This window comes from Streptomyces sp. NPDC056835 (assembly GCF_042789485.1).
In the GTDB taxonomy this organism is placed as follows: domain Bacteria; phylum Actinomycetota; class Actinomycetes; order Streptomycetales; family Streptomycetaceae; genus Streptomyces.
Genome location: NZ_JBHUBB010000001.1, coordinates 106,740 through 133,447, shown reverse-complemented (window position 1 = coordinate 133,447; position 26,708 = coordinate 106,740). Strand labels below are relative to the sequence as shown.

General features: G+C 68.2%; 23 protein-coding genes and 1 pseudogene. 12 read left to right on the top strand and 12 right to left on the bottom strand.

Annotated elements, in window-relative coordinates; genetic code table 11:
- The first annotated feature begins 5 nt into the window (after positions 1 to 5).
- The 4 genes from ACFRMN_RS00595 (at position 6) to ACFRMN_RS00580 (ending at position 7,227) form a co-directional block, all read left to right on the top strand.
- Positions 6 to 1,328: a PQQ-binding-like beta-propeller repeat protein gene (locus ACFRMN_RS00595; protein WP_383011084.1), complete on the top strand. Its 1,323-nt coding sequence runs from the start codon at positions 6 to 8 to the stop codon at positions 1,326 to 1,328.
- A gap of 314 nt (positions 1,329 to 1,642) precedes the next feature.
- Positions 1,643 to 2,419, top strand: a complete 777-nt coding sequence (locus ACFRMN_RS00590) for a recombinase family protein (RefSeq protein WP_383011081.1) — start codon at positions 1,643 to 1,645, stop codon at positions 2,417 to 2,419.
- Between the two features lie 126 nt (positions 2,420 to 2,545).
- On the top strand, positions 2,546 to 6,718 hold the full coding sequence (locus ACFRMN_RS00585; protein ID WP_383011078.1) for an RHS repeat-associated core domain-containing protein: 4,173 nt from the start codon (positions 2,546 to 2,548) through the stop codon (positions 6,716 to 6,718).
- Complete coding sequence (locus ACFRMN_RS00580; protein WP_383011075.1) at positions 6,718 to 7,227, top strand: SUKH-3 domain-containing protein; 510 nt, start codon at positions 6,718 to 6,720, stop codon at positions 7,225 to 7,227. The genes ACFRMN_RS00585 and ACFRMN_RS00580 overlap by 1 nt, the downstream gene beginning before the upstream one ends.
- Before the next feature lie 114 nt (positions 7,228 to 7,341).
- Here ACFRMN_RS00580 and ACFRMN_RS00575 read toward each other — a convergent pair whose 3' ends face one another.
- The 7 genes and pseudogenes from ACFRMN_RS00575 to ACFRMN_RS00545 all read right to left on the bottom strand — a co-directional run bounded on the left by ACFRMN_RS00575 (position 7,342) and on the right by ACFRMN_RS00545 (position 13,427).
- Positions 7,342 to 8,577, bottom strand: a complete 1,236-nt coding sequence (locus ACFRMN_RS00575; protein ID WP_383011072.1) for a tyrosine-type recombinase/integrase — start codon at positions 8,575 to 8,577, stop codon at positions 7,342 to 7,344.
- Positions 8,574 to 8,801, bottom strand: coding sequence for a helix-turn-helix domain-containing protein (locus tag ACFRMN_RS00570; RefSeq protein WP_383011069.1), 228 nt, complete (start codon positions 8,799 to 8,801; stop codon positions 8,574 to 8,576). Before ACFRMN_RS00570 ends, ACFRMN_RS00575 begins: the two co-directional genes overlap by 4 nt.
- Positions 8,801 to 10,108 (bottom strand): annotated as a pseudogene (locus ACFRMN_RS00565) (replication initiator); the annotation flags it as partial. The gene ACFRMN_RS00570 and the pseudogene ACFRMN_RS00565, both read right to left, overlap by 1 nt.
- Before the next feature lie 64 nt (positions 10,109 to 10,172).
- The gene (locus ACFRMN_RS00560; RefSeq protein ID WP_383011066.1) at positions 10,173 to 11,759 is read right to left on the bottom strand and encodes an ISL3 family transposase; all 1,587 of its coding nucleotides are present in this window, start codon (positions 11,757 to 11,759) and stop codon (positions 10,173 to 10,175) included.
- 133 nt (positions 11,760 to 11,892) lie between these two features.
- Positions 11,893 to 12,030 carry a hypothetical protein gene (locus ACFRMN_RS00555; RefSeq protein WP_383011063.1) on the bottom strand — a complete coding sequence of 46 codons (138 nt, stop codon included), beginning with the start codon at positions 12,028 to 12,030 and terminating at the stop codon, positions 11,893 to 11,895.
- Positions 12,031 to 12,179: 149 nt separating this feature from the next.
- A complete protein-coding gene (locus ACFRMN_RS00550) occupies positions 12,180 to 12,923 on the bottom strand; it encodes a DUF2637 domain-containing protein (protein WP_383011060.1) in 744 nt (247 codons plus the stop codon).
- Between the two features lie 36 nt (positions 12,924 to 12,959).
- Positions 12,960 to 13,427, bottom strand: a complete 468-nt coding sequence (locus ACFRMN_RS00545; RefSeq protein ID WP_383011057.1) for a hypothetical protein — start codon at positions 13,425 to 13,427, stop codon at positions 12,960 to 12,962.
- Positions 13,428 to 13,482: 55 nt separating this feature from the next.
- Between ACFRMN_RS00545 and ACFRMN_RS00540 the strand changes: the two genes are divergently transcribed.
- Positions 13,483 to 14,663 (top strand): IS3 family transposase gene (locus ACFRMN_RS00540; protein WP_383011054.1). Its coding sequence is split into 2 segments (ribosomal slippage): positions 13,483 to 13,747 and positions 13,747 to 14,663, totalling 1,182 coding nucleotides; the frame shifts between segments, so codons are not numbered across the junction.
- Positions 14,664 to 14,672: 9 nt separating this feature from the next.
- Here ACFRMN_RS00540 and ACFRMN_RS00535 read toward each other — a convergent pair.
- Complete coding sequence (locus ACFRMN_RS00535; protein ID WP_383011051.1) at positions 14,673 to 15,656, bottom strand: hypothetical protein; 984 nt, start codon at positions 15,654 to 15,656, stop codon at positions 14,673 to 14,675.
- On the bottom strand, positions 15,653 to 16,006 hold the full coding sequence (locus ACFRMN_RS00530; RefSeq protein ID WP_093854933.1) for a hypothetical protein: 354 nt from the start codon (positions 16,004 to 16,006) through the stop codon (positions 15,653 to 15,655). Before ACFRMN_RS00530 ends, ACFRMN_RS00535 begins: the two co-directional genes overlap by 4 nt.
- 162 nt (positions 16,007 to 16,168) lie before the next feature.
- Here ACFRMN_RS00530 and ACFRMN_RS00525 point away from each other — a divergent pair, with 162 nt between their 5' ends.
- A complete protein-coding gene (locus ACFRMN_RS00525) occupies positions 16,169 to 17,038 on the top strand; it encodes a GntR family transcriptional regulator (protein WP_383011047.1) in 870 nt (289 codons plus the stop codon).
- A gap of 553 nt (positions 17,039 to 17,591) precedes the next feature.
- Here the strand turns inward: ACFRMN_RS00525 and ACFRMN_RS00520 are convergent.
- Both ACFRMN_RS00520 and ACFRMN_RS00515 read right to left on the bottom strand, forming a co-directional pair.
- Positions 17,592 to 17,837, bottom strand: a complete 246-nt coding sequence (locus tag ACFRMN_RS00520) for a hypothetical protein (protein WP_383011044.1) — start codon at positions 17,835 to 17,837, stop codon at positions 17,592 to 17,594.
- Positions 17,825 to 18,067 carry a hypothetical protein gene (locus tag ACFRMN_RS00515; protein WP_383011998.1) on the bottom strand — a complete coding sequence of 81 codons (243 nt, stop codon included), beginning with the start codon at positions 18,065 to 18,067 and terminating at the stop codon, positions 17,825 to 17,827. Before ACFRMN_RS00515 ends, ACFRMN_RS00520 begins: the two co-directional genes overlap by 13 nt.
- 281 nt (positions 18,068 to 18,348) lie before the next feature.
- Here ACFRMN_RS00515 and ACFRMN_RS00510 point away from each other — a divergent pair, with 281 nt between their 5' ends.
- The 5 genes from ACFRMN_RS00510 (at position 18,349) to ACFRMN_RS00490 (ending at position 22,109) form a co-directional block, all read left to right on the top strand.
- Positions 18,349 to 19,068 carry an XRE family transcriptional regulator gene (locus tag ACFRMN_RS00510; RefSeq protein ID WP_383011995.1) on the top strand — a complete coding sequence of 240 codons (720 nt, stop codon included), beginning with the start codon at positions 18,349 to 18,351 and terminating at the stop codon, positions 19,066 to 19,068.
- A 2-nt stretch (positions 19,069 to 19,070) separates the two neighbouring features.
- Entirely contained in the window at positions 19,071 to 19,541 is a 471-nt protein-coding gene (locus ACFRMN_RS00505) for an NUDIX domain-containing protein (RefSeq protein WP_383011041.1), read from the top strand.
- Between the two features lie 238 nt (positions 19,542 to 19,779).
- Positions 19,780 to 20,100, top strand: coding sequence for a hypothetical protein (locus ACFRMN_RS00500; RefSeq protein WP_383011038.1), 321 nt, complete (start codon positions 19,780 to 19,782; stop codon positions 20,098 to 20,100).
- A gap of 133 nt (positions 20,101 to 20,233) precedes the next feature.
- The gene (locus ACFRMN_RS00495; protein ID WP_383011035.1) at positions 20,234 to 20,641 is read left to right on the top strand and encodes a hypothetical protein; all 408 of its coding nucleotides are present in this window, start codon (positions 20,234 to 20,236) and stop codon (positions 20,639 to 20,641) included.
- Between the two features lie 562 nt (positions 20,642 to 21,203).
- Entirely contained in the window at positions 21,204 to 22,109 is a 906-nt protein-coding gene (locus ACFRMN_RS00490) for a Dyp-type peroxidase (RefSeq protein ID WP_383011032.1), read from the top strand.
- Positions 22,110 to 22,137: 28 nt separating this feature from the next.
- Here the strand turns inward: ACFRMN_RS00490 and ACFRMN_RS00485 are convergent, their stop codons facing one another.
- Positions 22,138 to 22,947, bottom strand: coding sequence for a site-2 protease family protein (locus ACFRMN_RS00485; protein WP_383011029.1), 810 nt, complete (start codon positions 22,945 to 22,947; stop codon positions 22,138 to 22,140).
- Positions 22,948 to 23,223: 276 nt separating this feature from the next.
- On the opposite strand from ACFRMN_RS00485, the gene ACFRMN_RS00480 reads away from it, so the two are divergent.
- Positions 23,224 to 26,667 carry a tetratricopeptide repeat protein gene (locus ACFRMN_RS00480; RefSeq protein WP_383011992.1) on the top strand — a complete coding sequence of 1,148 codons (3,444 nt, stop codon included), beginning with the start codon at positions 23,224 to 23,226 and terminating at the stop codon, positions 26,665 to 26,667.
- The last annotated feature ends 41 nt before the right edge of the window (positions 26,668 to 26,708 follow it).

Below are 26,708 nucleotides of genomic sequence, written 5' to 3'. Positions count from 1 at the left end.
AGCAGGTGCTGAACCTGGCGAAGACGAGGGAGTTTTCGTCGATGAGCTTTGGTCCGCCGCTGTGGTTCTCCTGCGCGGCATGTAGATTCTGCGGGATGATCACGCCATTCGGAAATGCCCAGCGTACCGGCGAGTACTCCGGCGCGGCCGTCCCTGTTACCCCGGAAACGGCCTGGACTTTCCGGTGTGACGCGGAGTTGACCGGCTCGCCTGCATGGGACGGTGATCTCGTCGTGGTCCTTGACGTGGACGGCGGCGTGCACGGACTCGACGCTGCGACCGGGGAACGGCGCTGGTCCCACCACAACGACTGGGGTCCTGCGTCCGCCTCAGGCTCGGCAGTCATCACGCCTACCGGAGTCCTGCACCTCCACGAAGAAGAGATCATCGAGCTTGATCGCCATACCGGCGAGGCGGTCCGTGTCTGGGATCAAGCAGGCGGGTACATCACCGCCCTCGACAACATCTTGTTGGTGGACGGCACTCATGCGGTGGATCTCGCCACCCGCACCACTCTATGGGAATCCCAGGTGGTGGCGAGCCTGCTCGCGCCACCAGCCGTCCACGATGGCATCGTCGTCGTGACGGACGGCTTTGAGGGTCACCGCGTCCACGGCGGGGTTCACGCCTTTCCGAAGGGGACCGGCGAGCCGCTCTGGTCGATCGGCGACCGGCAGAACGCCGAATGCGCCGCGCCCGCCCAGACCGACGGCGACAGCACGGGCGACTGGGAGATACCCGGTCTGACCCACCCCATAATTGCCGACGGCCGAGTGTGGTTCACTCGGCTGCGGCGCCACGACGACGGCGTGTACCCGCACCCACAGCCATGGGATGGCGTGGACTTCGTCGGATGCGACCTGGAGACCGGTGCCGAGGAATGGACATGGGTTCCCTTCGCCGGACGGCACCACTTCGAGCCGTTGAAGGCCCCGGCGTACACCAACGGACTGCTCCTGTGCATCACAGCGACGGCGGCTTTCGATGCCGCCGATGGCTCGCACCTCGACGCCGAACCCGAGGAGATACTGCTGACCGCGCTGAACACTCGAACACCCGAGTCGGCTTGGCGCAGCCCGCTGCCCGGATTCCCAGTCGGCTCACCGGTCATCGCGGGCGGCGTTGTCTACCTGCTCATTCATGACGGAACGGTCATCGCGTTGGAGGTGGCGACCGGCCGGACCCGGTGGACGCACAGGTGCGGCGAGCCAGTCGGCGCCCTTCCTGACGAGGACGCACAGATGTTCGAGGAGGAGCCCGCACGTCTCATCCCGGGCGACGGCTCGCTGTTGGTCCAGACGGCAGGAACCGTACGACTCCTACGTTGAGAGCCACGCACCGTACCGGCGGTCCGCGAGACAACGGGAACGTCTCGTGAGACAAGACATCATCCCTGTGTAGCGGGGCAGGCCGGTTTGCAACGTTTCATAGGTGGTCGCTCGTGAAACACCCCGCCGCCCGGCGGTCCACCTGCGGCAATCACGTTTCATGAGTCGTTGCAAACAACTGGACGTCTGAAACACCCTCATGAAACAGTCCGGGGGTTGTGAGCAACGACTTCAAGCGTGTGGAATCGCACGACTGCCCGATGTCCACCTGCGCCGCCCCCGCAGGCTCGCCGTGCCGGACCGGGAAGGGCCGGGTGGCGATCCAATACCACACCGCCCGCTTCCGCCTGGTGCCCCAACTCGCCAAGACGCTCAACGTACCGACCCCCGCCGTACGCAAGCCGGGGTCGGTGTGGACCGAACTGCCCCGGCCCGTGAGCGCCAGCGCCGAACCGGTCGGCCACGTCCGCATCGGCTATGCCCGAGCGTCCACCTCCCGCCAGTCCCTCGATGCACAACTCGACTCCCTCGCCGAGGCCGGGGTGACGCGCATCTTTTCGGAGAAGATCTCCACCCGCGCCACGAAGCGGCCGGAACTGGGGGCCGCCGTGAAGCTCGCCAGGGAGATCCGCTTCTCCGGCGTCGCCGTCACGCTCGTCGTCCACGAGCACAAGCGACTCGGCCGCGGCATCGAACTCGCCATGCTCGCCGAGGAGCTGAAGGCAAGCGACGTTGGCCTGGAGTTCCTCACCGGAGAGCTCAAGGGCTCGCACGACCCGTCCGGCATCGTGTTCACCGTGCTCGCCGCCATGTCCGGGATGGAGCGCGAGTACATCCGCGACCGCACCCTCGAAGGCCACGAGTCCGCGCGGAAGCGCGGCAAGACCATCGGCGGCGCCGGGGTCACCGACGACGACATGTTGTCCATGGCCCTCCACCTACGCGACCAGGAGATGAGCCTGCGCGACATGGCGAAGCGGCTCGTCATCACCACCGGAGCGAAGAAGGGGCAGCATCCCTCCCCGGCGACCGTGATGAGGATGCTGCGCGAGCACGACGAACACGGCGCAGCGATCTCGGCACCGCAGTAGGCCCGTCAATCGTTCAAGATCATCCCGTTGCCCCTTTGACCTGTATCTCGGTCAGGCCCCAAGACCGAGGTCGTACTGAAGACCCCGAGCATCCCGGGACTTGAGGTACGGATCCCGAAGGGCTCCGTGGTCCGTGACGAGAAGGGCAGGCCGGTCACCGAGCTGGGAATCACGGCGATTCCGCTCGACCGTCCACCGTTCCCGCTGCCGAAGAACAGCGTCGTGCCGGTGTTCTTCACCGTGCAGCCCGGCGGCACGTACGTGTTCCCCAAGGGCGCCCAGGTCATCTACCCCAACTACACGCGCGAAGCCCCGGGCACCGAGGTCGAGTTCATGGACTACGACCCGAAGAAGAAGGGGTGGTACGTCTACGGGCACGGCAGGGTGTCCGCGGACGGAAAGCAGGTGGTGCCGGACGCGAAGACCCGCGTATGGGCCTTCCACGGCGCGATGTTCAACACCGGCCAGCTGCCGCCCTGGCTGACATCCTGGCTCAAGGACACCGTGGACTGGCTCTCCGGTGACCCGGTCGAGCTCTCCACAGGGATGCTCACCGACTCCCGCACTGACCTCGCTGTCTCCGACTCGCTCGGCACGGCCGAGGTGACCCGCACCTACTGGCAGGGTGACACATACAAACGAGCGTTCGGCATCGGACGCGATCTGATCTACAACTCCTTCCTGCACTCGGCGCAGCCGTACCGCGAGGTCGACCTGTATCTCCCCGGCGGGGCGAAGGTCCACTACACCCGTACCTCCCCCGGGACCGGCTGGAACGATGCCGTCTTCGAACCTCTCGACTCACCGAGCGAGTTCCGCGGCTCCAAGATCTACGGCGGTAACGGCCGCTGGGAGATACGTTTCCGTGACGGCAGCATATGGACGTATCCGCAGTACGCGCCGTTGCAGCAGATACAGGACCGGCACGGCAACACCCTCAAGATCAGCCGCCTCAACGGCACCAAGGGCGATATCACCCAGATCACGACCCCGGGCGGCCGGTGGATCAGCTTCGGCTACGACACCGGCCACCGGATCATCAGTGCCCGCGACAACACGGGCCGCACCACGGGCTACACATACGACACCGCGGGACGCCTGGAAACGGTGACCGACCCTGCGGGCAAGGTCAGCCGTTACACGTACGACGGCACCACGAACCGGATCAAGACCGCCGTCGATGCCCGTGGCATCACCTACATGTCCAACACCTTCGACACGGACGGCCGGGTCAAGGAACAGACGCTCACCGAGGGCGCGAAGTACGCCTTCGAGTACACCCGGACCGGCGCGGGCAAGATCACCTCGGCGACGGTGACGCAGCCGGGCGGCGCGGTGCGCCGGGTCGAGTTCGACGCGGACGGCTACGGCGTGTCGGACACTCAGGCACACGGCAGCACACTGGCGCGCAAGACGGTGTACGAACGCGGCTCCTACCACCGGATCGACGCTGTCACCGACCCGTACGGCCGCCGCACCGAACTCACCTACGACGCCAACGGCTATGTGACCTCGGCGAAGGAACTGGCGGGCACACCACAGGCCCGTACCTCCGGGACGGCGGTGTATGACGGCCCGTACGACCAGCCGACCATCCTCACCGACCCGCTGGGCAAGACCACCACACTCGGCTACGACTCCGCCGGTGATCTCCGGACGGTGACCGACCCCGAGGGCCGGCCCACCACCCTCACCCACACCCCCGACGGACAGTTGGAGACGGTCACCGACGCGTCCGGAGCCGTCACCGAATACACCTATCAGTACGGCGAGTTGACCAACGTCAAGGACGCCGAGGGCGGCACGGGCAGCCAGTTCCTGGACGCCGCGGGCCGGCCGGTGGTCACGACGGACGCGTCCGGCGCGCGGACGACCCTCACCTACGACGTGCTCAACCAGGCGCGGAAGGTCACCGATCCGCTCGGCCACACCACCACCCTCGACTACGACGACAACGGCAACCTCACCACCCTGACCGACGCCAGGAACAACGCGACCACTTGGGCGTACGACACCGCCGACCGCCCCACGTCGGCCACCGACCCGCTCGGGGCGCGGGCGCTCTTCGGTTATGACCCGGCGGGGCAGCTGGCCGAAGTCACCAGCCGTGCGGGTCAGGTCGCCACCGCGGAGTACGACCTGCTGGGCCGGGCCAAGAACGCCAAGTACGGGGTTGACGCGGCGGGCCAGGCGGAGTCGACGGTCACGTACGCCTACGACGGTGTCGACCTGCCCAGGACCGTCACCGACACGGTGTCCGGCACGCAGTCCTTCACGTACGACGCCTACGACCTGCCCAAGACCGTCACCGGCCCGACCGGCACCGTCGGCTACGACTACGACGGCGCGGACCGCCGCAAGGAGATGACGGCCGCCGGGACGACCACGGCCTACGGCTACGACACCTCCGGCATCCTCACCTCGGTCACCACCGGCGGCCAGGCCGTCACCTTCGGCCTGGACGCGGTCGGCCGCGAGAAGACCGCCACGCTGCCCGGCGGTTTCACCCGCACCACGGGCTACGACAAGACCGGCACGACCACCGGCATCTCCTACACCCGCGCCGGGGCCGGCGTCGGGGACCTCACCTACACCCGCGACGAAAGAGGCCTCCAGACCGGCCTGGCCGGCACCCTCGCGAGCATCGCCCTCCCGGCGGCCGAGACGGGCGCGGCCTTCGGCAAGGACAACCGGCTCACGACGTTCAACGGCCGCTCCTTCAGATATGACGCCGAGGGGCAGCTCACGTCCGACGGCAAGCGGACGTACGACTGGAACGCCAGGGGCGAGCTGACCGGCCTGACCGATGTGTCCGGCGGCCGGAGCAGCACCTTCGCCTACGACCCGCTGGGCACGCGCAGCGCGAAGACGCTGGGCGGCACGACGAGCAAGTTCCTCACCGACGGCTCCAACCCCCTGGCGGAACAGTCGGGTTCGGGCGCCACCACGGCCACGGTGGCCACCTCCGGCCTGGACGAATACCTCACCCGCACGGAGAGCGGCCGGACGCAGGTCTACCTCACCGACGCGCTCGGCACGGTCGTCGGCCTTGCCGACCAGGACGGCACGATCGCCACCCGCTACACGTACGACCCGTACGGTCAGCCCACGGCGTCCGGCGCCGCGTCCTCGAACCCTTACACCTTCACCGGCCGGGAGAGCGACGGCACGGGCCTGCTCTACTACCGCAACCGCTACTACGACCCGGAGACCGGCCGCTTCATCTCCCAGGACCCGATCGGGTTCGCGGGCGGGGCCAACCTCTACCAGTACGCGCTGAGTTCACCCAAGACGTACACCGATCCCTCGGGCAACAATCCTCTCCTGATCGGCTGCGCGGGCGGTGCCTTGTTCGACGGTGGCCTGGACTGGCTCACCCAGCGCCTCTCGGGCCGCAAGGTGAACTGGGGTCAGGTCGGCTCGTCGGCGGCCCTGGGCTGCCTGACCGGAATGCTCGGCGGGGCGGGCAGCGGCGGCAAGCTCGCGGGCCGCGTCGGCTGCAAGAACAGCTTCACCGGCGAGACCCCGGTCCTGATGGCGGACGGCACCCGCAAACCCATCAAGGACGTACGGGTCGGCGACAAGGTCCTCGCGACGGACCCCGAAACCGGCGAGAGCGGCCCGCGCGAGGTCACCACCCTGATCCAGGGGTCCGGCGAGAAATCCCTGACGGACATCACCGTCGCCGCCGCCACCGAGGACGGCAAACCCGCCAAGATCACCGCCACCGACGACCACCCCTTCTGGGTCCCCGACCTGAAGGAATGGACGGACGCCGGCGACCTCCAGCCGGGCCAGTGGCTCCGCACGAGCTCCGGCACCTGGGCCCAGATCACGGCGATCACCCACCGCACGCAGTCGACGGTGGTCTACAACCTCACGGTCGACGACCTCCACACGTACTATGTGCTGGCGGGGGCCACGCCGGTACTCGTTCACAACTGCAACCTTGGTGACTATGCCGACAGCGTTCGCAACGAACCTGGGGTGAAGTTTGCCTCCGAGTACACGTCTCCTTCAGGAGCGAAGTACTACGGCCGCAATAAGCATGGCCAGCAGGCGGAAGGGCCGTTGGCGGATGCGCTCGAACGGACAGGGCATCATGGAGGATGCGCAGAGGTGCACTGTCTCATTCAGGCCCAGGCGGCAGAGGGCCCCGAGGCCATCAGGGGTGGAACCATGCGAACGGTAAGGACGCGGAACAACTCCATGCCGACATCGAATACGGATGGGCATGGTGAACCGGCTCACCCCTGCGGTCGTTGTGGCCGACTGCTGGAAGACCTGGAGATCAACTGATGTCCCTGATTCGCTTTGACTCGCTCAGCGAGGATCTGCTTGGGGCGCTTGTTGCGTCCGGATGGAGCGCAGGAAGGAAGGTTGACCCAGGTCAATGGGTCGTGCCACTGGAGAGTGAAGGGTACCGGTCCCATCCATTGGCAGAGGAAATCCTCGCGGCGGTGGGAGGGCTCTCCATCGAGCCGGTCAATCGAGTTGGCCCGAACTTCAGTAATGACGAGCCTTACAATTTCGATCCCATCGCCGCTGGATCAGGGCAGCGTGATCTAGCAGCGGAGGTGGAGAGTGTTCTCGGTGGGGTCTATTTCCCCATCGGTGAATGGCTCAGTTATTCAAGCGTTTTCGTCGAAGCTGGGGGGAGGGTGGTTGCTGCTGGCATGGGCTGGATTTGGGAGCTCGGTTCCACCTTTGAAGACTCCCTGGAGTTGGCGGTCTGTGCGAATCGTCCGCTGGCCTGCCTGCACTCCGATCCGGGGCTCGATCCCTGGCCGAAGCCTGATTCCCGTTAGCGAATCTCGGTCGTGTAGAGCTTCGTCTAACAGGGCTTCTGGCCGGGTTGACGGCAGTAGTTGACGGCAACGGCGGCGGACACCCAGGTGTCCGCCGCCGTTGCCGTACGTATGTCAGGGGTGGTCGAGGGCGTGGCCGAGGGAGTCGATGGCGTCTCGCTGGAGGCGGAGTCGGACGTGGGCGTAGACGGTGGCGGTGACGTCGATGTGGGCGTGGCCGAGGAGTTCCTTGATCACGACGAGTTCGACGCCTTGCTCCAGGAGCAGGGTGGCGGTGGAGTGGCGGAGGTCGTGGAAGCGGATGCGGCGGAGGCCGGTATTGCGGAGGAGCGTGGTGAAGGTGCGGGTGAGGTTGGTCGGGTCGATCGGTCTGCCCTGCACTGTGGTGAACACGTGCGCATCGTGCTGCCATGTGGTGCCCGCAACCTCACGCTCGCGCTCGTGGTGGAGCTTCAGCGACTGGATGCAGCGGGTGGGGAGGGCGATGCGGCGCTCGGAGGCGCGCGTCTTGGTGGGCAGCGTGGTGAGACCGCCGGCATTGGTGCGCTGGAGTGTGCGGCGGATGGCGGCGGTGCCCGCGTCGAGGTCGAGGTCCTCCCAGCGCAGGCCGAGGAGTTCGCCCTTGCGGAGCCCGGTGTGGAGAGCGAGTTCGAACAGGGAGTGCAGCCGGTGTCCGCGCGCGGCGGCCAGGAACTCGCGCGCTTCTTCGGCAGTGAGTGGTTCGAAGCGTCGGGGACGAGGCGTGCCGGTGCGGACGTTGCGGGCGACGTTGCGCGGGATCTCCTCCTCGCGGACCGCGTGCTCCAGGGCGGACTTGAGCACGGAGTGTACGTAGGCCAGGGTCAGGGGCGAGAGCCGCTTGGAGCAGCACTTTTCGGCGGCGCAGCAGAGGGGTCGGTCACGGGCGGAGTCGAGGCCGCGGGCGCAGCACTGACAGGTGGTGCGGAGCTGGTTGAGCCAGGTGCGGACGTCCTTGGCGGTGAGCTTGGCGAGCTTCTTCCGTCCGAGGCCGGGGATGAGGTAGAGCCGGGCGACAGTGGTGTAGCGGGTGTGGGTGTTCTCGCGGAGCTGGTGGACGGCGACAGCGTCGAGCCAATACGTCAGGTACGCGGCCACGCTGCCCTGCGCGGACGGAATGGGGACTCCGCGATTGCTGTTGGCGATCTTCTCGGTGAGCTTGGCCAGGGCTTCCTTGCGGGTGGTGCCGTAGACGCGGACGCGCTTGTGGGTGTTGCCGGGTGCGAGGACGTATCCGGCGGCTTCCCAGCGGCTGTCCTTGCGCTGGTAGACGGTTCCGTCGCCGTTGGCGCGCACGCGGCGGGAGGCGGGGGTGTCGCGGGGTGTGGTCATCTGGCGGCGTCCTGTTCGAGTCGGGTGTGGATGAAGTCGGTGAGGGCGTGGGTGGGGATGCGGCGGGCGCGGCCGAGGGTGATCGAGGCGAGTTGGCCGGCACGGAGCAGGTCGTAGACGGCGGAGCGGCCGAGCTGGAGGCGGGCCATGACTTGGGGGACCGTCAGCAACTCCGGAGCCTGGCCCGGCTCTGCGTGGAGGGCGGTGGGCGGGGGCGAGGTCATCAACAGCCCCCTTCGGTCGTGAACTGCCTTTCCAGTTCCTTGTGATGCCAGACACCAGCGGCGAGGAGGGCCGCGCCGGGGCTGTAGCCCGAGCCGAGGTAGTCCCAGTGGCCGACGACGAGCGTGGTCGTCGGGTCGAACTCGGGCAGGCCGGCATGGACGCGGGCCTGTTCGGTACGCCAGGCGCGGCGGGCGTCGCGCAGCGCGCCCAGGGTGGTCGAGTAGGCGCGGGACTTGGTGGAGAAATGGCCCCGGAAGCCGAGCATGTGTGCCCACTTCCACAGCTTCAGGTCGGCGAACTCCGGCAGCTTGCCCAGTTCCCAGCAGGTGCGGATCATCTGCCGCACGTGGCGGGCGACGGCGAGGCGGGGCAGCGGCCGGGCCTGTCCGGTGCCGTCACAGGCGGTGCAGGGGAGCGGGTTGCCGTGGGGCAGGAGGGTGGCTCCGCGCCCGTGGCAGGTGCGGCAGTGCAGGGCGTGGTCGAGGGTGCCGGAGGCGTCGGCGGATTTAATGGCGTACTTGGCCACGTAGGCGGCGACCGCCTGGTCGGTGAGTTCGCTGTCGGTGCCGAAGGCGGCGATCTCGCGGACGTCGAGCTGCTGGCCCCAGGCGAGTTCGCGTTCCCCGACGGCGTCCGAGGTGACGGTGATGCGGGCGCGGGGTGCGGCGGCGCGGATGGCGTCGGTGAGCACGGCAACGGTGGCGTACGAGGGCGGGGGCTGGGTGTTGCCGTCCGGGCCGTCGAGCCGGATCACGGCGTGGAAGTGGACCAGGCCCCGCTTCTGGTACTCGGCGACCTTGGCGAAGGACACCCGCAGCACGGCGCGGGCGGCCTTCTGGGTGAGGCCGAGCCGGGCGGCGAGTTCACGGCGCAGGTAGGTGGTGAAGCGGGCCCACAGGGCCCCGGCGTGGGCGTTGAAGAGGACCGCGCCCGCGTAGTCGTACGTCGCCGGGTTGAGTGGCGTGCCCAGCAGTGAGTCTGCGGGTTCGTGGCGGGTGCCGCAGTGGCAGGGCCGGGCGTCGGGGCGGTTGTGGACGGGGCCGAAGGAAGGGGCGGTGAGGGTGGCGAATACGCGGGGGTGGGTGCGAACGGTGTCGGGGACGGTCTTGCCTCCGGTCAGGCCCGCGCGGATGAGGTGGTAGGTGTCGGCGGCGTAGAGGCGGGAGCAGGCTGGGCAGCGTGAGGAGCGGCGGTTGCCGCATGTCGTGAGCAGGCTGCCTGTGGGCTCGTCGGACGTAGTGTAGGAGCGCAGTACCTCGCCGGTCGTGGTGTCGAGGGTGGTGGTGTGGCCGGTCAGGCGGACGGGTGTTTGTAAGCACTTCTTTGGGGCTCTGGCACAAGTTCCGTGGTCCGGTGACGCTGGGTGATCGCTAGGTCAGAAGGATGCGCTTCCGGAGAAGTGGAAATCCGGCTCGTCCGTAGGTCTGCCGCTTGAGCATCTTGATGCGGTTGACGTTGCCTTCGACGAGGCCCGAGTTCCATTGCTGGGTGAGTCCGGCGGTGACGGCGTCAAGGTCGCGTTCGAGTCCGCGGGCGAAGGAGCTGACACCGGGCAGATCGGCGGCACTGGCGGCGGCGATCCATTCCGGGAGCCGTTCGCCTTCGAGTCTGGTGAGCATGCGGGCGAAGGTCCGGACGTGTCCGGTGGCTGTCTCCAATTCCGGGCAGGCGGCGAGTACTTGCTTCAACTGCTGTTGTTCGTCGTCGCTGAGGGCGTCGGGGTGGCGGGTGATCCATCCGGTGACGCGCCGGACCGACGGCGGTGCTGGGGCGATCGGGACCGGGTTCGTCCGCAGGGTCAGGACGAAGTCGCAGACGCTGGAGTAGCTGCCGCGAAAGCCCAGTGCGGCGACTTCCCGGTGGAGAACGCGGGCGTTGGTGCAGCCTTCGGCCGCTCGGCGCGACAGGTGTTGTTTGAACGGGTCGAGCGCGCTCGACCGTTGTTTGCGTGATCCTTTGATCATGTCTTCCCAGGTGGCGGCGCGGGCGTATCGCTGGACGGTGTGGCGGCCCCAGCCGAGCTGGTGGGCGATTGAGCGCAGGCTGTGGCCTTCGGCGATGAGTCCGTGGACCAGGGCGTGATGCTGGCGGGCCCGCTCTGCGAACCTCCCGGTGGGAACGGTGGGGGCGTCGTCCGGGGTGCCCTGGTCGATGGGGTGTGCGGGTGCTGGGCTGGGCCGGGGAATGCACCCGCGATGGCGGACCGCCAGGCGTTCGACGGCCTGGGCGAGGTTCTGCCAGAGGTGGAAGCGGTCTGCGATCTGCACCGCGCCCGGAGCTCCGGTGCGGATTCCTTCCGCGTAGGCGCCGGCCCGGTCGCGGCACACGATCTCAGCGCCGGGGTGGGCGGTCAGCCAGGCCGCCAGCGTGCCGGATTCCCGGTCGGGCAGCACGTCGACCACCCGTCGTTCCCCGCAGTCGATCAGCACGGTCCCGTAGACATGGCCTTTGCGCAGGGCGAAGTCGTCCACGCCCAGGACCCGGGGAGCCGGATGTGCCGGGTCGGGCATGCCCGCGACCAGGCGTAATAGCGTCATGCGGCTGACGTTGACGCCGATACGTTCGGCCAGCCGGGCGCCGGCCCGGCCCGCCAGGGCCAGCCCGACCGCCCCCAGCGCGGTGCGAAGCCGTTCGGTCCAGCGGCCATGACGACGGGTCAAGCCAGGTATTTGTTCGACGAACGTCCGTCGCGGACATGAATCCGCACCGCAGAGGAACCGCCGGACGCACAACGACACGACGACCCCCTGGCCTGCCGTCGGCATGTCCACGGGGAAGCGGAGGTACGAACTGTGCACCCGGCTCGACCAGCCGTCGCAGACCGGGCAGTTCGCGCCTTCCGCCGTCGCTCGTGCTTCCACTCTCAGCACGCCGTCGTCCATATCCACGGACGACAGGAACACCCCCGGCAGGCCGGGAAACAGCACCTTTTCCAGCGACGACGACACACTCTCCATGGCCGGTGACCCTGGACCCGCCGAAGATCAGCGGGCGCGATTTCCGGGCAACCTTCCGAACCCACTGGGAACCCAAATCCATCACCCAGCGTCACCGGACCACGGAACTTGTGCCAGAGCCCCAAAGAAGTGCTTACAGACAGACGGGTTCGGTGCAGCCGCCGAGGTGTTCGATCTGCTGCTGTGCGCGGTCGAAGTCGGGGTGGTTGACGAGGTGGAGCAGGTCCCGCACGGCGGGGCTTGCCACGTGGCGCAGGTCCAGGGTGACCATTCGGGGCGTGTCCCTTCTGTTCGGGTGGGGGCCCCGAGCAGCAACCAGCCATGCAGGAGGGCGTGTTGGTGCTGCTCGGGGCATGACGAACCAGGCCCATGGGCGGGCGTGGAGTTGAGCGAGGAAGATGCGGCCGAGGAGGCCGGGGCTCAGAGCTGAGCGAGGGCGGCGGTGGCCACGGGCAGGGCGACGCCCATGCGCGTCCCCAGATGGGCGGCGCTGATCGGGGCTCCGTGCTCGGCGTGGTGGGTGTCCGCGATGCGCCGGGCCGCGTCCAGCAGGGCAGTCGGCAGGACCGGGCCGGAGGCAGGTCGGGTCGCCTTGGAGACGGCGAAAGGCAGAGCTGTGGCCGGAGCCGTAGCGGGCTGCGGTTCCTCGACCGGAGAGGTGGCGACGGTCAGGGCTGGCATCGAGGGCTCGGGCGCGAGTGCCTCGTCGGGCACCGGCTCGGAGAGAGGACCAGGAGCCTCCTCCAGGTGTGGGGTGGGGTGGGTGAGGGTGTGGAACTGGGCGAGGAAGGCGGGGCCGACGTGGCCCCAGCCGAGGAGCAGGAGCGGGGCGACGGTGTCCAGGCAGGCGCGTCCGTAGCGTCCGGTCAGCAGCGGTTCGGCGGTGTTCAGGGCGAGGGTGAGCAGCCCGCACAGGTGCAGCAGCCGAGTACCAGCCCGCAATTCGACCTTGGGGACGCCGCGCAGGGCCAGGAAGCGCAGCGCCATCAGGAGTCCGACGACAGAGAGGTCCACCATGGGCGCGATCAGTGGCGCGATCGGGTGGGGGACGCCGAGGCGCAGGGCGAGGGCCCAGACGTTGCCGAAGGAGAAGACGAAGGCCAGGGCCGCGATGACCGCCATGACCACGGTCACGGTGCGCCGGGTGAACCGTTCCTCCGCCATGATCTCAACCTCCTTTCTGGCGTGGGCTGTTCGAGATCACTTGGTGAGTGAGGGCGCGGGCGTTGTCGTCCGGCCGGTCGAGCGGAGGAGGGCATCCAGGCACAGGTCCGGGTCGGCGGTTAGATGCGAGGTGGCGTCCGCGATGCGGGCGGCATCGGCGTCGGAGACGTAGGGGGTGCGGATGCGGGTGAAGCCGGGGCGGCCCTGCATCGCCATCACCGCGACGCCGACGTAGGCGGGGTCCTGCAAGGTGACCGGGCTGGCGTCGGGCCAGTTACGGATGTCCTCCCCCAGCGCGGCCACCGCGGCCTCCACCGTCTTCTGCGCGAACGACAGTCCGATGGGGCACACGTCGCGGATGAAGGTGGGAATCGCGTCGCCGGTGGTCTTCTGGCTGATCAGGATCACCAGGATGCCGACGCTGCGGCCCTTCTTGACCAGGTCCTCCACCAGCCGGGCGTTCTCCGCCGTCAGCGCGGCAAGACGTTTCGTCTGAGGGGCCACGAAGTTTCCGGACAGGGACCCAATAGGGTTGTCCTGAACAGGAAACGAGGACGAAGTGGCGCCATCCAGTAAATACTCGCCGGAGTTCCGCGAGGAAGCCGTCCAGATCGCGTTGAGGTCAAGCAAGACGATATCCGAAGTCGCCCGGGAGCTTGAGCTGAACCCGGAGACGCTACGCGGCTGGGTCAAGAAGTACCAGAAGCAGCAGGAACCGGCTCCCGATGCAGAATTGACGGTGAACGAGCGGGCGCGCTTGAAGGAACTCGAACGGCGGAACCGTGAGCTGGAGATGGAAAACTCCTTCCTGAAAAAATGCGCGGCGTACTTCACGAAGGATCCCCGGTAGCAAGCAAGTACGAGTTCATCGACGAGATGCGGCTCGATACTGCGGAGTGCGCATACAGCGTCGAGTTCATGTGCGGCCGACTCGGCGTCTCCAGATCCGGCTACTACGACTGGCGATCCCGCCCGGAATCCGCGACGGCCCAGCGGCGCGAGGAACTGAAACTGCTCATCAAGACAGCCTTTGACATGTCCGACAGCACCTACGGCCACCGTCGTATCCAGGCCCAGCTACACCGCTGGGGCAACAGCGCTGGCCTGGAACTGGTCCGCCGCCTGATGCGTGAGCTGGGACTTGAGCCCTGCCAGCCCCAGCCGAAGAGGTTCAACCTCACCAGGGCCGCGGCCGGCCAGGTGCCGGACCTCGTCGCACGCAACTTCACCGCAAACGCACCCGGTGAAAAGCTCGTCGGCGACATCACCTACATCGCGACCGGGGAAGGCTGGCTGTACCTCGCGACGGTAATCGACTGCTGCACGAAGGAAGTCATCGGTTACGCGATGGACGACCACTACCAAACCCCACTGATATCCAGGGCGATCCGCAACGCGGCACGGAACAGGAGCCTCTCGGCCGGCGCGATATTTCACTCCGACCGCGGAAGCAACTACATGTCAGCCGAGTTCGGGAAGACGCTCGACCGGTTTGGACTCCGCAGATCTTTCGGCCGCACCGGGATCTGTTTCGACAACGCCATGGCCGAATCGTTCTTCGGCACCCTGAAGAACGAGCGCGTATCAAGAGTGACTTACCTGACCCGCGAAGCCGCCCGGCAGGACATCACTCGATACATCGAATTCTGGTACAATCGCAAACGCCTCCACTCGGCGGTGGGTTACCGCCCTCCGCGCGAAGTCCACGCCGAGTACGAGAAGTTGCAAATCGCCGCGTGAAATAGACAGTCAGACTCCTGTCCGGGAAAAGCGAGGCTCCTCAGTCGTCGGGTCGCTGCCCTTGTACTCGCGGAAGTACGTGTGCGCCTCGTCGATGATCAGGACCGTGAGCGGCCACTGCGGCGAGGGGCCGACGTGCCACATGTTCTTCACTCCCAGCACGTCACGGATCACCGAGGACCGCCGTTTGCGCAGCTCCACCAGGCGCTTGAACAGGGCGTTCGCCTCGTCGAGGTCGTCCCCGCAGAACGCGAACATCCGCTTGACCAGGTCGGCGTAATCCCCTTCCGAGGCGCGCGACACCTTCCCGTCCGCCGTCACGATCTGCACCGCCGCGGAGGGCGCGAAGTCGCAGACGAACCTGTTGACCCCCGACGTCTTGCCCGCGCCAGGGACGCCGGCCACCGTCACCCCGGGCACGTTCGCCAGGGACACGGACACCTGGGCGGCGTACTCATCCACACCCAGTTCCCAGCGCGTCAGATCTGCGAGGGGCAGACCGGTGGGCCGGTGAGTGGTCGGCGTGGTCAACGGGTCGGAGCGCACGCCCCGGATCACCACCCGGCTGGGGCCGTCCGGCAGCACGGAAACCCGCGTGCACCGCCAGGCGTCCGCGAGGAACCGCGCGGCCTTCTGGTACTCCTCCAAACCGACCTGGGGCAGCGTCCGGGCCCGCACGATCACCCCGTACGGGTCCGGCTTGACCTTGATCTTCGGAGTCAGCACGCGAGGCGCTGGGGTAGCACCGTCCTTGGATGCGGTGATCTGCGCCAACAAGCTCGGCGTCTTGTCGGTGACCGTCAGCCCGGCCATCCGCGCGAGCCGTACCCAGCCCCAGCGCACCCGCAGGGCCTGCCGCATGCTCACCCGCGTGCCCCGGTCGGCCCGCACGTAGCGACCCACCGTCACCAGAAGCCACACACCGACCAGGACGGCCACGGCCAGCAGCGCGTCCGGCGCGTATTCCGGCCCGGAATTTTCGAAGCGGATCACTGGGCCGCCTCCACCGTCACCAGCTCCAGGCGGGCGGCCCGGTAGGCGACGCCGTCGGAGAGCTGACCGTTGAAGATCCGCGCCCACGGAGTCGCGAACAGCTCCACGGGCCGCACCATCACACCCGGCTTGAGCCCGGCGGCCAGGCCGGTTTCCGGGACGGTGATCTTCAGGACCTCGGCCCGGCCGTCCTCCATGAGCATCACGGTCACCGTGTACAGCGACGCCCCGGTCTCCCGGTCCGTGGCGACCTCCCCAGTCTGCTGGTCCTTGATCTTCAGCGCCGGGTCGGTGCCCGCGATGCACACCGCCGACGGCAGCAGGGCAACACGGATTCGAGTCATGGCCATGCCATCACACCCTTTGTTCGATGGAGCCGCTTGATCGGCTCGACATGGAGCATAAGGAGATGATCGCTCACCTTGCAAGGTCGATTAGGTTGGTAGGCGGTCAGGTGGGGAACCCGGGGATGTGTCTGTATCGCTACGGCTTGCTGGCGATACCGTGGGGGCATGACCCTGCCCTTGGACGAGGACTCCCGGCCGCCGTACCTCCAGGCCGCCGAGGCCCTGCGGGACGCGATCCTGAACGGTGAGTACCGCTCCGGCGAGCGCCTGCCCTCGGCCAACGTGCTGGGTGATCGGTTCGGGGTGTCCAGCTCCACCGTCCAGAACGCTCTGCGCGTGCTCAAGCAGGAGGGCTTGGTCTACTCCCAGCTCGGCCGGGGCAGCTACGTCAGCGACTCCGTCGGCGGGAGCACCGAAGAGGTCGACGGTGATCATGAGGAAGCCGATGCCGCAGGGCCGGACTGGCCAGTCGACGTCATCTACAACGGTGATCCCCGACCGCCGTACGCCCAGGTCGCCGACATCCTCCGCCGGGAAATCCTGGAAGGCACCTACCCTCCAGGCTCCCAGCTCCCTCCCGCCCGGGAGATCCAAGAGCGATTCAAAGTCGCCAACTCCACGGCGCAGAACGCCTATCGGCGCCTTAAGCAGGACGGGCTGGTGTACGCGGTCAAGGGACGTGGTGTTTTCGTCCGCCAGGAACCGGAGCCGGGCAAGCACCACGGGACGATCACGAACTACCTGCTGCGCGATGAGATCGCCCGCGAGGCACGTGTGGCCGCCACCGAGTTCGCCGACCTCAGCGACGAGGAGCTGCTGGCGCAGGAAGCAGAGCTCGACCGACGATGGGACGTGGTTCGGGAGGAGCATCAGCGGCTTTACGGCGAGCGCCGGAAGGTCAAGCGGGAGAAGAGCCGACGCGGCCTGTTCCTGCCACCCCTGCATGACGACGACGCCGAGCCGGACATGTCGCCGAGCGAGAAGCTGAACACCGCGCTGGCCGAATCGAAGAAGCGCCGGCAACAGCGGCCCTGACCATCGACCGGGCAACAGTGCGTGAGCTGTTCAGAGTTTCTTTACTTGATCAAGGGCGCCCCGCTGACGCGGGCCGCCGCGCGCCGGCGGTCGGCGACCGCCGCCCGCTCCTGTCTGCCGCCCCGCTGGCGACGGCCGCCGACCACTCGGCGCGCAGAGCCCGGGAGCGTAGCCGGACCACCAATCGGAAGCCCCGGTCCGACCCCTCAGCAGCAGGCTGGCCGGGCACCTGAGAGGCCGCCCGGCGGGCTCGCGCCGTCCCGGACGCCCATGCTTGCTGCCTGGCTGGGGGCCGTGACGATGGAGATAACGGGGCTGACGCCGGTGCGGGGTTGAGCGAGACACACGTGGCGGGTGGTCGGTCGGCGAGCCCGTCATCGTGGCTGACTTTCTGTGGCAGAGGCCAGAACCCCCACAGCCATGGGCACGGCACGTACGTGAGGCCCGTCCCTGCCGGGGCTGACGAGTGCGGGGGAGCCTCGATCGGCTGCGCCCGGCAGGGACGGGAGTCGGGTGGGTCAGCGCAGTGCGGCGCCTGGGCGAGCGAGGCGGGTCACGTCTGGCGCCAGGTCCGCCAGGGGCGGGTGATGATCTCCCGGTAGGTGTGGTGGGACGGGTTCTGGCCGCAGTGCCGGAGTACCCAGTCCTGCGGTTCGGCGAAGTCCGCGCTTGTCGGCGAGGTCTCTCCGTCCACGGCGCACTGCATCGCGTAATGGACCGGCTCCGCGTCCGGCTCGCGGTCGGGCTGGAGCGTCCAGGTCTCGTAGCGCAGGACCGAGCGCGGGGTCACCGTCCCCACCTCCGGTTGGCCACGGCCACCTTCGCGCTCAACTCCTCCGTCGGAGTCGGCGTACGTACGTCCTCGGGCGGCACGTCCCACTCCCGGCCACCGCGCGGTGGCCGAAGCTGCACGTACGTCCCCACATGCCCCATCACCACGCCCACCTTGCCGCTCCGCCGGTCGACCACCAGGGCGCCGGCATCGGGCGAGACGGTGTGCCCGTCGGCATCAGGGGTGTGGGCCGTCATCGTGACCGCCCCGGCGAGGCGGCCCGCGACCGGGCGTCCAGTCGCAGGGCGGGAACACATGGGGTGGCGCTCATTCGCACGGTGACGCTCCTCGGCGGCGTTGATGCGTGCCCTGGGCCTGTTGGTGCCGCAGGGTCGGCACCGATCCTCACGCCGGTCACCAGGACGAAGGAACCTCCACCAAACCCCATTACGGGACGTCCCGCACCGTGTAGAACGTCCCTAGTGCCGTCCTGGGACGAAGGGGGAGACTCGTGCCGAACGAGAGACTACGAGCCGTCATGGCGGCGGGAGGCTGGACGTACGCCGCACTCGCTCAGCAGGTCGAGGTCGACCCCAAGTCGGTCGAGCGCTGGGTGAACCTCGGGCGTATCCCACGTCGTGCCACTGCCCTCCAGGCGGCCAAGGCCCTGGGAGAAGACGTGCACGCACTCTGGCCGGCGCTCCGCCAGGCCCGCCCCGCCCGCGCCATCAGCCCTGAGTTGGTGGCGCTCTACGGGCAGCGGGCCGACATCCCCGTCTCGGCGTTCACCGACCTGATGGCCCGGGCCCGGGAACGGATCGACATCCTCGTCTACGCGGCAGTCTTCCTCCACGAGGCCTACCCGCGGCTGAATGAACTCCTCACCGAACGCGCCGCCGAAGGCTGCACCGTCCGCATCGCGATCGGGGACCCCGACAGCGACAACGTCCAAGCCCGCGGCCAGGAAGAGCGGTTCGGACACGGCATCGAATCCCGCTGCCGCCTCGCGCTCATGCACTACAAGCCGCTCGCCGACACCCCCGGCATCGAAGTCCGCACCCACGAAACCACGCTCTACAACTCCCTCTACCGCGCCGACGACCAGCAACTCGTCAACGCACACGTCTGGGGCGTCAACGCGTACGCCGCCCCCGTGTGGCACCTTCGCCGACACCAGGAGAGCGGCATGTTCGACACCTACGCCGACAGCTTCGACGCCGTGTGGGCGACCGCAACCCCCGTACGAGAGGAAGACTGACCGTGGCCCGCACCGAGTACTACGACGACCCCAACGCGCCCAAGCCGAACAGCATGGTCGTCGCTGCCTCCGCCGTCGTCACCGACGGCCACGGGCGCATCCTCCTCCAGCGCCGCCGCGACAACGACCTATGGGCCCTGCCCGGAGGCGGAATGGACCTCACCGACTCCCTGCCAGGCACAGCCGTCCGCGAGGTCAAAGAGGAGACCGGCCTCGACGTCGAGATCACTGGCCTGGTCGGCACCTACACCGACCCGAAACACATCATCGCCTACACCGACGGCGAGGTCCGGCGACAGTTCAACGTCTGCTTCACCGCCCGCATCACCGGCGGCCAACTGGCAATCTCCGACGAGTCCACCGAACTCCGGTTCGTACTGCCTGAAGAGATCGAGCAGTTGCCGATGCACCACACCCAACGACTCAGGCTCCAACACTTCCGGGAACAGCGCGAGAAGCCGTACCTGGGCTGAACCATCTGACGGCAGTAGCGACGGCAACAACCCCGCACAACCACGGACACCCACGCACCTCACCGGACCAGCAGACCGCACTTGACCTGCGAAAAGGCAGGTCAAAGGCTTCGCGTAGCACACGTACTATGCGCTGGCCGGGGCCACGCCGGTCCTCGTCCACAATTGTCCTGCAGGTGGTGGAGTCAGCGGAGGCCGCCTGGCTCAGGAATCCGGTGACTCTTATGAGGACTTCCTCGTGAACCACCTCGGTGGCGGAGGCGGGTTCTTTGAGAGGAAGCTGTCTGGCGGAAACACTCGTCAATTTGACGGCGCATTCATTTCCAGTAGCACAGGTCGCGGTACGTGGTACGAGGCGAAATCCGGAAGATTCTGGGTGGACACGCTAGCCGACCCCAAGCGCTTGGCGAAGTTCAAGGGTGTAGAGGGAGAGAAGCTTGCGATAGCGCAAGCGAAGGGGATTGATTATCGGATAATTTCCGAGAATTCGATCCCGGCTGAATTTACGTCTTGGTTCGACAAGAAGGGTATTCCGTGGGAAGTCATCCCGCGGTCGTGATGCTCGCGTGAGATCGCCCTGCCTGCCGGATTGTGGTGCCGTCGTGGGACTTTCTTCTGTGAGTCGGGGTAGTGTTTAGGTGTGCTGGTGCACCCTTCCTCGATCGGCCGGCGATCGAGGAAGGGTGCACCGGATGTTATTGGAAGGGATCCCGATGGGATTGTGCCTGTTTCCCGGTGATGGGGAAATTGATGGACCGGACGCCTGTTTTTCGTACCAGGAATTCGCCTCGTTTCGTAGACGTCTGGCTTCGGGGGAAGGGTTTTCTCTGGATGATATGCAGGGATTTGGTGGCAATGCTTTGTGGAGTGATGTCACCACGGTTCTTGAACCGCTACTCAACCACCCGGACGATCACGGGAGAAATTTTTCATCCGAAGAATGCAGGCTGATTTTGCCGCACCTTGAGGGTGTGCTGGCGGATTGGATGCTGGGTCCAGATTCGAACTCTGAGATCCGGAATCAGACCAGAGAACTTCGCGATCTCGTCGCCGTGCTCCGAGTTTGCGTGCAAAAGAATGTGGAGCTGTGCTTTATGTGAGATATTACGGAAAGGGCGGTTGCTGGGAAGGTCGGATCGTTCGTCATTGAGCAGTAAATTCCCAAATGCTCGATATCCTGGGCATGTTCGAGCTCCCGGGATTAATATTTAGGGCCGGGCGGTAAGGTGCTCGCGGATTTCGACATCGTGACTCGGAATTCCGTGATTTGGGTAAAGGCTGGTTCGGGAAGGTGTCTTGAGGTAGGCGCTAGCCGCACAGGGGCTGGTTGAAGTGATTGCGGGACTACAGGGACTGCTGGACCCGAATCACGGCGAGCTCTTGAGGTGCGAGAAGGTCTTGGAGCGATTTCCGAAATCGCGCAGGGGTTGGTTTCCGTTGTTCGGTGCGGTGAATCGTGTCCAGGGGAGAATGCGCGTGGTCAGACGGAGATCTTTGCTGCTTGCTTCTTCAGCGGCTGGGCTGGCGGTGGGGGGCGCTGTTGTCTATGGCGTGCGGGCCGGGGGCGAGAGTGGCGATGTCGGTGCCGGGAGCCTGAGCGGGGGGCCGGGAGCGTCGATGCCGGCGCAGCTGCGGGGTGTTCTGCCGGGGGGTCGGGTTGTGATGGTCGTGCTGGACCGTGTGCCGGGCGGGGGTGGATCGCGGGGCGCGTTGCGGGAGTTGGTCAGCAGTGTGCGCGCTTTGGAAGGGCCCGGTCTCGCCGTGGGGGTGGGGCTGGGAGTGAGTGTCTTCAGGGCGGCTGCCAACCGTCCGCGTCAGCTTGTTGACATGCCGTCCTTCCCCGGCGATCTGCTGGATCCGGCCCAGTCGCACGGTGATGTGCTCGTGCAGGTCGCCGGGGAGCGGGCCGCCGATGTGCGGGCGGCGGTCGAGCGGCTGCTGTCGGCCGTTCCGGGGTGGCGGGAGCGGTGGCGGATCGAGGGGTTCCGGGCAGAGAACCGGGAAGAGGACGGCCGGGGGCTGGCCCGTAATCCCTTCCACTTCACCGAGGGGTTCGGCAATCCGGCCAGTGACCGGGAGACGGCGGATCGCGCTCTCGTACGGGCCGGTCAGGGCGAGCCGGACTGGGCCGTGGGTGGGAGTTATCAGGTCGTACGGATCATCCGGTTCGCGACCGCCCTGTGGGACAAGGACTCCATACCCGAGCAGGAGCGGATCATCGGGCGCCGCCGCGACGGGCGATGGCTCGACGGGGCGCCCACGGACGAAGAGCCGAACTTCGCGGCCGACCCCAAGGGCCGGCTCACCCCGCTCGACTCGCACGTACGGCTCGCCGTGCCCGACCGCCGTGAACCGCCGCCGCTGGTACGGCGCAGCTACAGCTACGACCGGGGCGACGGCGACACCGGGCTGGTCTTCTCGTGTTTCCAGCGCGATCTGGCCAGGGGGTTCGAGGCCGTGCAGAAGCGGCTGGCCGGTGAGGCCATGGCCAAATATCTGCTGACCACCGGCGGCGGGTACTACTTCGTCCCGCCCGCCGGCGACAACTGGATCGACGCGCTCCGTTAGCCATCCAGCGGGCCGGTCGAGGTGGTCGTTACCGCCCGACCGGGCCGCAGATGAATTCGTCCTTCGTGGTCCAGAAGCTGAAGAGATCGCGTCCGCAGTAGCTGTCCAGCTCCGAGACTCCCAGCCCGCGCAGAATCGCGTGGATCAGGTCGAAGAAGGCCGCGTTCACCTCGGGGATGAAGAAGAGCAGGACGAAGACGGCGAGCAGTCCGTACGGGGCGAACGGCTCCACCTGGCGGCGGAACTTGTCGGAGAGCCAGGGCTCGACCACTCCGTAGCCGTCGAGGCCCGGCACCGGCAGGAAGTTCAGGATCGCCGCGGTGACCTGGAGCAGGGCGAGGAAGCCGAGGGCGTAGCGGAAGCCCGTCGGGACGCCGGACAGGGCGTCCAGCCAGAAGGGCGCGGTGCAGACGACGGCGAACAGTACGTTCGTCAGCGGCCCGGCCGCGGAGATCAGGCTGTGCCGCCAGCGGCCCTGGATGCGGTGGCGCTCGATGAAGACCGCGCCGCCCGGCAGACCGATACCGCCCAGGATCACAAAGATCACCGGCAGCACGATGGAGAGCAGCGCGTGCGTGTACTTGAGGGGGTTGAGCGTCAGATAGCCCTTCGCCCCGACCGAGATGTCCCCGCTGTGCAGCGCGGTACGGGCGTGCGCGTATTCGTGCAGACAGAGCGAGACGATCCAGGCGCCGGTGACGAACAGGAAGACGGCGATCCGGATGTTCGCCGCGAAGTCCGTCCACACGGCCCAGCCCGAGACCGCCGTGACAGCGGCGATCCCCAGGAAGACGGGGGAGATCCGCCGGTCGGCGCGGCGGGAGGAGGCGGTGGTCATGGGTGGTCTCCTCGGGGGCGTGGGGCTCGGTACGGCGGTCGGTGCCCGGCCATGAGCGGCGCGGGACTACGGTCGGCGTCGCCCGACCGTACAGTCGGCAGAACGGAAACGTCCGGCAGGCGGATAACGTCTCGCCAACGGTTCCCGGTTCCGGAACGGCTGGTCGCCTGGCGCTGTGGAAGATCAGGTACGGCAGCCGGCGGATGGAGTGCCGGGGTGAGCCCTTCGGAAGAGGTCCGGGCGGCCTTACTGACGGCCTTCACGGACAATGGGCGGATGCGCTACCGGCTCCTCGGCACCACACGGGCACTGCATGACGACGGCACCCCCGTCGCCCTCGGCGGTGCGCGGCTGCGTGCGCTGCTGACGGTGCTCGCACTGCGGCCCGGCCGTACGGTTCCGGTCGCCCTGCTCGTCGTCGAGGTCTGGGACGGCGATCCGCCCGCCGACGCGGTGGGGGCGCTCCAGGCGCTGGTCGGGCGGCTGAGACGGGCGCTCGGCCCCGCGGCCGTCTCCTCCGTGGAGGGCGGCTACCTGCTGTGCGCCGACGAGGAGGACGTGGATCTCCACCGCTTCGGCCGGCTCGCCGGGGAGGGCGCGCGGGCCCTGGCGGACGGTGACGCGACCAAGGCGGCGGGCCTGCTCGACGAGGCGCTGGCGCTCTGGCGCGGTCCCGCGCTGGCCGACCTCCCCGACCGTACGACCGAGGCGGCCCGCTGGGAGACCCGTCGGCTGGAGGCCCGCAGGGCGCGGCTCACGGCCGGGCTCGCCCTCGGCCGTGCCGATGAGGCGCTGCCCGAACTGGCCGCGCTCTGCGGTGAGTTCCCGCTCGACGAGCCGCTTCAGGCGCTGCGTATCCGCGCCCTGCGCGACGTGGGACGCCCGGCCGAGGCCCTGGCCGCGTACGACCGGGTGCGCCGCGCGCTGGCGGCCCGCCTGGGCACCGACCCCGGCCCCGAACTGCGTGCCCTGCACGAGGAGTTGCTTCAGGGCGCCGACGGATCCGACGGGCGCGCCAACGGGGATCAGCGGGCCGGGGGCGCCGAGGGGCGGGCCGGGGGCGGCGAGGGGCGAGCCGGAGGCGGCGCGCGCTCCGACCGTACGGCCGCCACGCCCCCCGGCAACCTCCGCGCACGGCTGACCAGCTTTGTGGGGCGGGAAGGCGATATCGAAGCCATCCGCGACGATCTGCGCGGCGCCAGGCTCGTCACCCTGCTCGGCCCCGGCGGAGCGGGGAAGACCCGGCTCTCGCAGGAGGCCGCGGAGCGGATGGCCGAGGAGTGGCCCGACGGCGTATGGCTCGCCGAACTGGCGCCCGTGAACGATCCGGAGACCGTGCCCGAGGCCGTACTGACCGCGCTCGGGGCGCGGGAGACCGTGCTGCGGGGCGCCGGGGCAGAGGAGTTGCGGGCCGCAGATCGGCACGCCGGTGAGCCGATCGTACGGCTGGCCGAGCACTGCGCGCGCCGGCGCATGCTGCTGCTCCTCGACAATTGCGAGCATGTGATCGGCGCTGCCGCCGCCCTCGCCGAGGAACTGCTCGCCCGCTGCCCGGAGCTGACTGTCCTGGCGACCAGCCGTGAGCCGTTGGGGGTGCCGGGTGAGTCGGTGCGGCCGGTGGAGCCGTTGCCGCCGGATCCGGCGCATCGGTTGTTCGCGGAGCGTGCTCGTGCGGTGCGGCCGGGGTTCGATCCGGCGGGGGATCCGGAGGCGGTGGCGGAGATCTGCCGTCGGCTGGATGGTCTGCCGTTGGCGATCGAGCTGGCGGCGGCGCGGTTGCGGATGCTGACTCCGCGTCAGATCGCGGATCGTCTCGATGACCGTTTCCGGCTGCTGACCAGCGGGAGCCGGACGGTCCTGCCGCGCCAGCAGACGCTGCGTGCTGTCGTCGACTGGTCCTGGGACCTGCTGGACGCGTCCGAACGCGCCGTACTGCGGCGGCTGTCGGTCTTCGCGGGCGGCTGTGGGCTGACGGCCGCCGAGTCGGTCTGCGCGGATGGGCCGGACGGCCCGGACGGTATGGACGCCCCGGCCGCCACCCACGTCGTCGCGCCCCATGGCGTCGCCACCCACGTCGTCGCGCCCCATGACGTCGCCGGGCTCCTCGGCTCGCTCATCGACAAATCCCTCGTCGTCGCCGCCCCGGCGCCCGACGGCGACATGCGCTACCGGCTGCTGGAAACCGTCGCGGAGTACGCCGCCGAGCGGCTTGACCAGGCCGGTGACCGCGCCGCGGCCGAGCGCCGTCATCTCGTGTACCACCGGGAGCTGGCCCGTACCACCGACCCCGTACTGCGCGGCCCCGGCCAGCACGCCGCGATCGCACGCTTCCAGCTGGAGTACGAGAATCTGCGCACCGCGCTGCGCCGTGCCGTCGCCGCCCGGGACGAGCAGGAGGCGCTTTGTCTCGTACTCTCCCTCTGCTGGTTCTGGCAGATGCTCGATCTTTCCGCCGACGCGCACCACTGGGCGGGGGCCACCGCGGGTCTCGGACCCGATCCGTTCGCCCCGCCGGTGGAGCCCGCTCCCCCCATCGCGCGGCGGTGCACCGACGCGCCGCCGCCCATGGCCCCCGAGATGCTTCAGGAGGCCCGGCGCCAGGTGCGGCTGATCGAGATGATCAGCATGAACCTCGACGAGGACGACTGGACCACGCCCCTGCGGCTCGCCTGGCTGGACGCGGTGGTCACCGTCTACCGGCCGGGACTGCCGCAGACCTGCCGCTTCCCCGCCACCCTGTGGTTCCTCGCGATCTTGCTCATCGGTGACGCCGGTCAGTTGAGGCTGGTCCTGGACGAGACCGTACGGGCCTGCGAGGAATTGGGCTACGAGTGGGAGCTGGCCGCCGCGCTGCACGCACGGGCCAATATGCTCGCGAACCACAGCGATTCGGCGGAGGACGCGAGGCGTGACGCCGACCGCAGCCTGGAGATCTACCACCGGATCGGGGATGCCTGGGGCACGGCGGAGGCGCTTTCCGCGCGCGGCGAGGCCAGGGAGAAGGCCGGTCAGCACGCCCTGGCCGCCGAGGACTACAGGGCCGCCATCGCCCATGCCGAGGGGCTTGGCGCGCAGAGCCAGGTCTTTCTGCTGCGTTCCCGACTGGCGGCGACCATGTTCGAGACGGGCGAGGGCGAGAAGGGCGAGAGCATCCTCCGCGAGCTGCTGGCCGAGGGCCACGACGCGTGGCACGAGTCGCTGCCGGCCCGGCTCTATCTCGGGCTGTGGCTGGGCAGTACGGGACGCGAGGCCGAGGCCAGGGAGCAACTGGGGCTCCTGCTCGACACGTTCCGCTCCGAGACGCTGGCGGTCTTCGAAGGATTGGTGAAGGGGACCTTCGCCTGGCTGGACTGCCTTGCCGGCCAGTACGCCGAGGGACTGGCGGAAGTCCGCGTGGCCCTGCGCATGTCGCTGTCGCCGCTGTCCATGACGATGGCTCCGGATATGGTCCCCCTCCATCTCCTGACGGCGGCCTGGGCACTGGGCGGCCTGGCGGCGACCGGCACCGAACCGGAGCGGGCGCGGGACGCGGCCCGGCTGATCGGCGCGTACGAGGGACTGCTGCCCGTCGGACACTTCCGGACGTTCGTGGAGCGGGACAACTTGGTGCGGGCGCGCGGCGTTGTGGTGGGCCTGCTCGGCGAGGCCGCGTTCGAGCGGGCCCACGCCGAGGGCGGCGGCCTCACGCTGGAGGAGGCCACCGCCCTCGCCGGACGCTGAATGCGGCAGATCCTGAATCCGTCGGTCCGGCAAGCCCGGCC